Origin of the sequence: Candidatus Skiveiella danica, from assembly GCF_022705245.1 — a bacterium.
GTDB lineage: Bacteria > Pseudomonadota > Gammaproteobacteria > Burkholderiales > Burkholderiaceae_C > Skiveiella > Skiveiella danica.
Genome location: NZ_JAKJEW010000022.1, coordinates 77,441 through 84,472, shown reverse-complemented (window position 1 = coordinate 84,472; position 7,032 = coordinate 77,441). Strand labels below are relative to the sequence as shown.

Below are 7,032 nucleotides of genomic sequence, written 5' to 3'. Positions count from 1 at the left end.
AGCGTCCGTCCATCATTGCCGCTTGCTGGATGCAGGCTACGCTCTGGTGATGTCATGAATTATGTAAGTCTCAATAATCCGCGCGGTCAACAGGAGTCGACCATGGGCCGCACTGCTTCGCCATCACCGAATCAATACAAATCTCCGAACCTGACATTGATCTTGGAGTTTCATGGTTTAGCGCACAAGCTGCAGAATCTCCCACGACCGCTCCAGCGATTCCTTGCGCAGACCTGCGTCCGGATCCACCGCCACGGCACGATCTACTGCCAAGAGCAGGGGCAGGTCGTTGATGGAGTCGCTGTAGGCGGTGCTCTTGAAGTCTCTGAGCTGGTGGCCACGCGCCTTGAGCCAATCATGAAGGCGCCGTACTTTTCCTTCGCGCATATTGAGTACACCCGTGCTGCGCCCCGTAAACAGGCCACCCACCACCTGCGGCTCAGTCGCAATCAGGTGCTCGATGCCGAAGTAAAGTGCTGTCAGCTCGGTGATAAAGCGATTGGTCGCCGTGGTCATCACCACCAGTTCGCCCGCGTCCAGATGCCGACCGACCAGGTCCACCGCAGAAGCAGGAATGCGGGGGACTATCCAGTCAACGAGGAAAGTCTGGCGCAGCGCCTCCAAGTCCTCGGGTGTTCGTCCGGTCAGCGTACCCAGATAGAAGTCTGCGAACTCTTCGACGCCAACCGTGCCGGCTTGGTACCGCGCCTCCATGTCGGCATTGCGCGCGGCAAAGCTGCCCGAATCCAGCGCCCCTTCACGAATCAGAAACTCGCACCACAGGACATCGCTGTCGCCGCTGAGAAGCGTGTGATCCAGGTCAAAAAGGGTCAGTTTCACGGCGTCACCGTCACTCGAGGCTTGCTGCTCGTGCGCTTGTAGAACCCCTCACCCCGCGGACTTGAGGTGCCAGGCCTTGGGCCGGGTGAAGGTCTGGATGCCGTAGGTCGACAGGGTGAGGCCGACGCCGGAATCGCCATGGCCGCTCCAGGGCAGCCGCGGGCTCACGCGGTCGCAGCAGTTCCAGTAGACGCTGCCAGCATTGACTTGCGCCAGCAGCCGCTGCGCGCGCTCCTGGTCGGGCGTGTAGACCCCGGCCGTGAGTCCGTAACGCGTGTCGTTCATGAGCTTCACGGCTTCTGCATCGCCACTGACCTTCTGGATGCCGATGATGGGCCCGAAGCTCTCTTCACGCATGAGTTCCATGCTGGGGTTGACGTTGGCAAACACCGTGGGCTCGTACCAATTGCCGGCACCGCCGAACGGTCCGGCCGCGCGCTTGCCGCCGGCCAGCAACTGTGCGCCCTTGGCCACGGCATCGGCCACCTGCGCGTCGAGCACCGCCAGTTGCGGTGCACGCGTGATCGCGCCGATGTAGGTGTCCTCAGCCATCGGGTCGCCAGTCCGGAACGTCTTGACGGTGTCGACAAAGGCGGCGACGAAGGCGTCGTGGATCTTCTCGTGCACGTAGATGCGCTCGACCGAGCAGCAGCTCTGCCCGGTGTTGTACATCGCGCCGTCGGCCAGCGACTCGGCCGCAGCTTTGGGGTCGGCGTCCTCGCACACGTAGGTCGGGTCCTTGCCGCCCAACTCAAGCTGCAGCTTGATGAACTTGTTGCCCACGGCCTGCGCAATGCGTTGACCTGTGGCCACGGAGCCGGTGAAGAACACGCCATCCACCGGCTGCTCCAGCAAAGCGGAGCCGACCGCGCCGGCACCCACCAGGCAGACCATCACCTCCGGTGGCACGCCGGCCTCGTGCAGCAGGCGCGCAATTTCCTGGCCGGTCATGGTCGCATATTCGGATGGCTTGTAAACCACGGCGTTGCCGGTGAGCAGCGCGGGCACGATGACGTTGCAGCCCACGAACCAGGGATAGTTCCAGGCCGAGATGTTGGCGACCACACCGAGCGGCGTGTGCTGAATCTGCTCCCTCATGCCACCATCCTCAAAGACCGTTTCGGTGGCCACCGACAACTCGAGTTCCTTCAGGAAAAAGTCGATGCGGCCGAGCAGGCCGTTGAGCTCGTTGCGCGACATCTTGACGGGCTTTCCGGTCTCTCGCGTCATCGTCACGGCGAGCGACTCGAGGTCGCGCACCACGCCGGAGCGGAAGCGCTCGATGCAGGCCTTGCGCTCAGCCATCGGCGTGGCAGCCCAGGCTGGCTGGGCCACACGGGCGGCTGTGGTTTTGGTTGCCACCGATGTGGCGTCATCGGCGGGCAGGGTGGTGATGAGCTGGCCATTGGCAGGGTTGCGGATGGCAAGTGTGTTCATGATCGTGTGGCCCGCGCGGCGGCCAGAAAGTCGTTGAGGATGGGCGCGTCGTCGATCACGCCCTGTTCGGGTTTGTGGAATTCGGGATGCCACTGCACGGCAGCCACCCAGGGCCGGCCTGCGTCGTTGCCGCACAGGCGGATCGCTTCAATCATGCCGTCGTCCGGGCAGCGCGCCTCCACCGCGAAACCGGGGGCCAGATCCTTGATCCCCTGGTGATGGATGCTATTGATTTTGTAGCTGCTTGCGTCCGGCAGGAGCCGACTCAGGCGCGATCCGGGCACGATGTCCAGGGTGTGGAAGTTGTTGTCGTAGATCTGCCCGTCGCGGTGCACCAGAGCGCCGGGTTGCTGGGTGCTGATGTCCTGGTAGAGCGTGCCGCCAAAGGCCACATTGATGAGCTGCAGCCCGCGGCAGATGCCGAACACCGGTTTGTCAGCTGCGGAAAAAGCCTTGACCAGCGCAATCTCGTACTCGTCGCGCACCCGGTCGCCGCTCCAGTGCGGCTGCAGCGGCTCTTCGCCGTAGCTGCCGGGCCACACATCCGCACCGCCGTGCATGACCAGGCCGTCAAGCCACTGCGCATAATCGTCCAGGCCGACGTCGCCACGGGCCGTGTCGCCCTCCGGGGACGGAATCATCACGGGCAGCGCCCCGGCCGACATGACCCAGTGCGCCATCGACTGCTCGATGTACTGCAAGGTCTTGAACGCGAACACACTGCGCTGCGCGTCCGGATGCAGGAAGCAGGCGCTGATGCCGATCTTGAGCCGGTCCATAGTTACATCGCCGCCTGGAACAGTCGCTCGAAGTCCGCTGCCGTGCAGGGCCGTGGATTGGTCTGGTGGCAGATGTCCTTGACGGCGATCTCCACCATGCGCGGAATGTGCTCGGGCTTGACGCCGTGCGAGGCCAGCGTGCCGGTGATGCCGACGCTGGCCTTGAGCGTCTTGAGCCAGGGCACGAAGGCCGCACCGCCGCCAGCCACCTTGCAGACGTGGGCGAGTTCATCGAACTTCGCCGGCACGGCCTCGTAGTTCCAGGCCATCACCGTGTCGATCATCAGCGCGTTGGTCAGGCCGTGGTGCAGGTCGCACACCGCACCCAGCGCATGCGCGGCCGAATGCACCGCGCCGAGGTCCTTCTGAAAGGCGATCGCACCCATCATCGACGCCATCATCATGTCGCTGCGCGCCTGCAGGTTGCCGGGCTCCGTGACCGCGGTGTGCAGGGCGGCTGCAGCGATGCGTGTCCCCTCCAGCGCAATGCCATCGCACAGCGGGTGGTAGGCAGGCGAGAGATAGCTCTCGACGTTGTGTGTGAGCGCATCCATTCCGGTGGCGGCCGTCACTGCCGGCGGCAGGCCCAGCGTGAGTTCGGGATCGGCAAACACCATCCGGGCAAGAATCTTCGGGCTGAAGACAACACGCTTGAGATGCGTGTCGTTCTCGCTCACCACTGAGGAGCGGCCGACTTCGGAGCCGGTGCCCGAGGTGGTGGGCAACGCGACGAAGTAAGGCAGCGGGTTGCTGATGGCGCGCACCTGCGGGTGGTCCCAGACGTACTCGAGGATGTCGCCTTCATGCGTGGCGGCCACGCCCACCACCTTGGCGACGTCCAGCGCAGCGCCGCCACCGAAACCAATGATGCAGTCGGCTCCATGCGCTTTGTAGGCGGCCGCGCCATCCATCACTTGGCTGCAAGTCGGGTTGCCGAACACACCGGCAAACACCGCAACGTCGAGTCCGCCGAGATGGGAGCGGAATTCGGCCAGCACCGGCAAGGCGCCGAGCGCGCGGTCCGTGACGATGAGCGGGCGCTTGAGACCCTGCTCCAGCAGGTGTGCGGCGACCTGCTTGCGCGCGCCGGCGCCGAAACGGATCGAGGTGGGGAATGAAAAGGAGGTAATGCTCATGGTGTCCTCGATGGGATGGATGGTTGCGTCTGTTGTTCTGTCGATTGCTCAGGTCTTGGCGACCGCCGTCAGGGCGGCATCCAGGATGTCAATGGCGCGGTCCATCTGTGCCACGGTGGTGATCAGCGGCGGCGTGAGTGTCAGCACGTTGCCCATGGTGGTCTTGAACGACAGGCCGTTCGACATGGCGTGGTACAGCACGGCCTCGGCTTGGTCGGCGGCTGGCGACTTGGCGGCGCGGTCGGTCACCAGTTCCAGCCCCAGCAGCAAGCCGCGCCCGCGCACGTCGCCGATCAGCGCATGGCGTTGCTTGAGCGCATGCAGTCGTTCCAGCGCATGTGCGCCGACGCGCGCTGCGTTCCCGACCAGGTCGTCTTGCTCGATCACCTGCAGCGTCGCAAGGGCCGCTGCGGCGGTCACAGGGTTTTTCTCGTGCGTGTAGTGGCCATACGCGTAGGCGCCTGCGACGTTGAGGCGCTCATGCGCCACGCAGGCGGCAATCGGCAGCACGCCGCCGCCAAGCGCTTTGCCCAGCACCACGATATCCGGCGCGGCACCGTCGTGCTCGGCCGCAAAGAAACGGCCGGTCTTGCCCAGTCCGGTGGGAATTTCGTCGAAGATCAGCAATGTGCCGTGCGCATTGCAGGCCTCGCGCACGGCCTGCCAGTAGCCCGGCGGCGGCACAAAGGGCACCGCGCGCGCGGGCTCGGCAATGACGGCCGCGACGTCACCCTCGCGCTCCAGCACGTACTTCACCATGCTGGCGCAGGCGAGGCGGCAACGCTCCAGGTCCGGCTGCCCTTGCGCGTCCACTGGGTGGCCATAGGCGCAGCGGTAGCAGCCGAAGGGTGCGACATGCTCGCTACCGGGCAGCAAGGGCCCGACGCGGCCGCCACGGAACAACGACTCGCCGCCCACGCTGCTCGCGCCAAAGCCGGCGCCGTGGAACGCGTCCCAGAAACTCAGTGTCTTGAAGCGCCCGGTGGCGGTGCGCGCAAGCTTGATCGCCACCTCCACGGCATCTGACCCGCCGGTGGTGAAAAGCACGCGCCCGGGCGCACCGGTGAGCCGCTGGAACTGTGCCGACAAGGCCTCCGCCAGTTCGACCGCGCGGTCGCAGGCAAAACGGCGCGGCGCGAAGCTGAGATCGTCAAGCTGTACCTTGATTGCCGCCAACACCCGCGGGTGCGCGTAGCCGACGTGGTGCACGTTGTTGCCATGGAAATCCATGTAACGCCGGTCGGCCGTGTCCTCGATCCAGATGCCCTCGGCGCGCCGGATGGCATTCAGGCACGGCGTCGAGACGGATTGGTGCAGGAAGGCGGCGCTGTCGCGCGCCAACAATTCACGCGTGTCCGGGTCGAGGTGCTCGCGCTGCCAGTTCGCGCGGCGGGCGCTGTGGTTGACGTCGCCTTCGCTCTGGCTCGGGCTGACGCCGCTGATTGGGTGCATAGCCGTCAGATGATCTCGAAGTAGCGCTTCATTTCCCAGTCGGTCACGGCGTCGAGCCATTGGCGCCATTCCCACTCGCGCGTCGCTGCGAAGTGGTCGACAAAGGTGTCGCCCAGCCAGTCGCGCGCAATCTTCGATTCACGGAAATTGCGCGTGGTCTCGATCAGCGTGCGCGGTGCACGCGCAATGTGCTCCGCACCCTGGTTGGTGCCGGTGATCGGCGGTGCGGTGAGCTTGAGACCCTTCTCCACGCCATCCAGGCCGGCGGCGATGACAGCCGCCATCGCCAGATACGGGTTCACGTCGGCGCCGGGGCAACGCGTCTCAAGCCGGGTTGCCTTCGGCGACCCCGCAATCACGCGGAAGCTGGCCGTGCGGTTGTCCATGCCCCAGGTCGGCTTGACCGGCGCCCAGAAGCCGTCGACCAGGCGCTTGTAGCTGTTGATGGTGGGCCAGATCATGGGGCCGAACTCCATCATGCACGCCACCTGGCCAGCCAGGTAGCTTTCAAACAGCTTGCTCATGCGACGCGGCGCCTTGGCATCAAAAAACAGATTGCTCTTGCCGTCCGACAGGCTCTGGTGGATGTGGCCGCTGCAACCGGGCAAAGGCTGGTGCGGCTTGGCCATGAAGCTGGGCATGATGCCGAAGCGCGCGCCGATCTCGCGCGTGCCTGTCTTGAACAGGATGGCACGGTCCGCCTGCTCCAGCGCCTCGCTGAATCCAATCGCGGCTTCATACACGCCGGGACCGGTCTCGGTATGCAGGCCTTCCACCGGTACGCCAAAGGCCAGCATGTCGTCCATGATGGCGTTGAAGAAATCGCGGTTCTGATTGACGCGCAACAGCGAGTAGCCAAACATGCCGGGCGTCAGCGGCTCGGGCTCCACCCCCTTTTTCGCCGCCCAGCTTTGCGGGGTTTCGGCAAAGTTGTACCACTCGAACTCCATGCCCGTCATGACCTGGAAGCCCATCTTCTCGGCGCGCTTGAGCACGCGCTTGAGGGTCTGGCGCGGGCACACCGGATGCGGCGTGCCGTCGGCGTTGATGAACTCGCCCAGGAAAAACGGCACACCGTTGTCCCAGGGCACATGCCGTACGGTGTCCAGGTCAAGCCGCGCCAGCGCGTCGGGGAATCCGTGCTGCCACCCGGTGACCGTGGTGTTGTCATAGCAGACGTCCATCATGTCCCAGCCGAGCACCACGTCACAGAAGCCGAAGCCGCCCTTGGGGTACGGCTCGGCCGTGCCAAGAAACTTGTCGCGGTGCAGGTACTTGCCGCGCAACACGCCGTCGATGTCGCTCACCGCCACCTTGACCTTGGACGCGCCCGACTTGCGGATGGCGGCAACGGCGGGATGCTCTCTGGCTGTGGCCATGTCGTTCTC

The 7,032-nt window shown here is 64.9% G+C and carries 6 protein-coding genes; all 6 read right to left on the bottom strand.

Going from position 1 to position 7,032, the window contains the following annotated elements:
* Positions 1 to 177: 177 nt before the first annotated feature.
* The 6 genes from ACMUOY_RS13485 to ACMUOY_RS13460 are packed head-to-tail and all read right to left on the bottom strand — an operon-like array spanning position 178 to position 7,023.
* Positions 178 to 840 (bottom strand): HAD family hydrolase, encoded by a 663-nt coding sequence (locus ACMUOY_RS13485; protein WP_413893241.1) that lies wholly within the window; start codon positions 838 to 840, stop codon positions 178 to 180.
* A gap of 48 nt (positions 841 to 888) precedes the next feature.
* Positions 889 to 2,277 carry an aldehyde dehydrogenase family protein gene (locus ACMUOY_RS13480; RefSeq protein ID WP_413893240.1) on the bottom strand — a complete coding sequence of 463 codons (1,389 nt, stop codon included), beginning with the start codon at positions 2,275 to 2,277 and terminating at the stop codon, positions 889 to 891.
* Complete coding sequence (locus tag ACMUOY_RS13475; protein WP_413893239.1) at positions 2,274 to 3,056, bottom strand: gamma-glutamyl-gamma-aminobutyrate hydrolase family protein; 783 nt, start codon at positions 3,054 to 3,056, stop codon at positions 2,274 to 2,276. Before ACMUOY_RS13475 ends, ACMUOY_RS13480 begins: the two co-directional genes overlap by 4 nt.
* Before the next feature lie 2 nt (positions 3,057 to 3,058).
* Positions 3,059 to 4,192, bottom strand: coding sequence for an iron-containing alcohol dehydrogenase (locus ACMUOY_RS13470; protein ID WP_413893238.1), 1,134 nt, complete (start codon positions 4,190 to 4,192; stop codon positions 3,059 to 3,061).
* 48 nt (positions 4,193 to 4,240) lie between these two features.
* Positions 4,241 to 5,644 (bottom strand): aspartate aminotransferase family protein, encoded by a 1,404-nt coding sequence (locus ACMUOY_RS13465; RefSeq protein WP_413893237.1) that lies wholly within the window; start codon positions 5,642 to 5,644, stop codon positions 4,241 to 4,243.
* A 5-nt stretch (positions 5,645 to 5,649) separates the two neighbouring features.
* Positions 5,650 to 7,023, bottom strand: coding sequence for a glutamine synthetase family protein (locus ACMUOY_RS13460; protein ID WP_413893236.1), 1,374 nt, complete (start codon positions 7,021 to 7,023; stop codon positions 5,650 to 5,652).
* Positions 7,024 to 7,032 lie beyond the last annotated feature (9 nt).

What these genes read in the sequence shown, in the direction of transcription:
- ACMUOY_RS13470 (WP_413893238.1), bottom strand. Translation starts at nt 4,192, where the DNA reads ATGAGCATTACCTCCTTTTCATTCCCCACCTCGATCCGTTTCGGCGCC.
- ACMUOY_RS13480 (WP_413893240.1), bottom strand. Translation starts at nt 2,277, where the DNA reads ATGAACACACTTGCCATCCGCAACCCTGCCAATGGCCAGCTCATCACC.
- ACMUOY_RS13460 (WP_413893236.1), bottom strand. Translation starts at nt 7,023, where the DNA reads ATGGCCACAGCCAGAGAGCATCCCGCCGTTGCCGCCATCCGCAAGTCG.
- ACMUOY_RS13475 (WP_413893239.1), bottom strand. Translation starts at nt 3,056, where the DNA reads ATGGACCGGCTCAAGATCGGCATCAGCGCCTGCTTCCTGCATCCGGAC.
- ACMUOY_RS13465 (WP_413893237.1), bottom strand. Translation starts at nt 5,644, where the DNA reads ATGCACCCAATCAGCGGCGTCAGCCCGAGCCAGAGCGAAGGCGACGTC.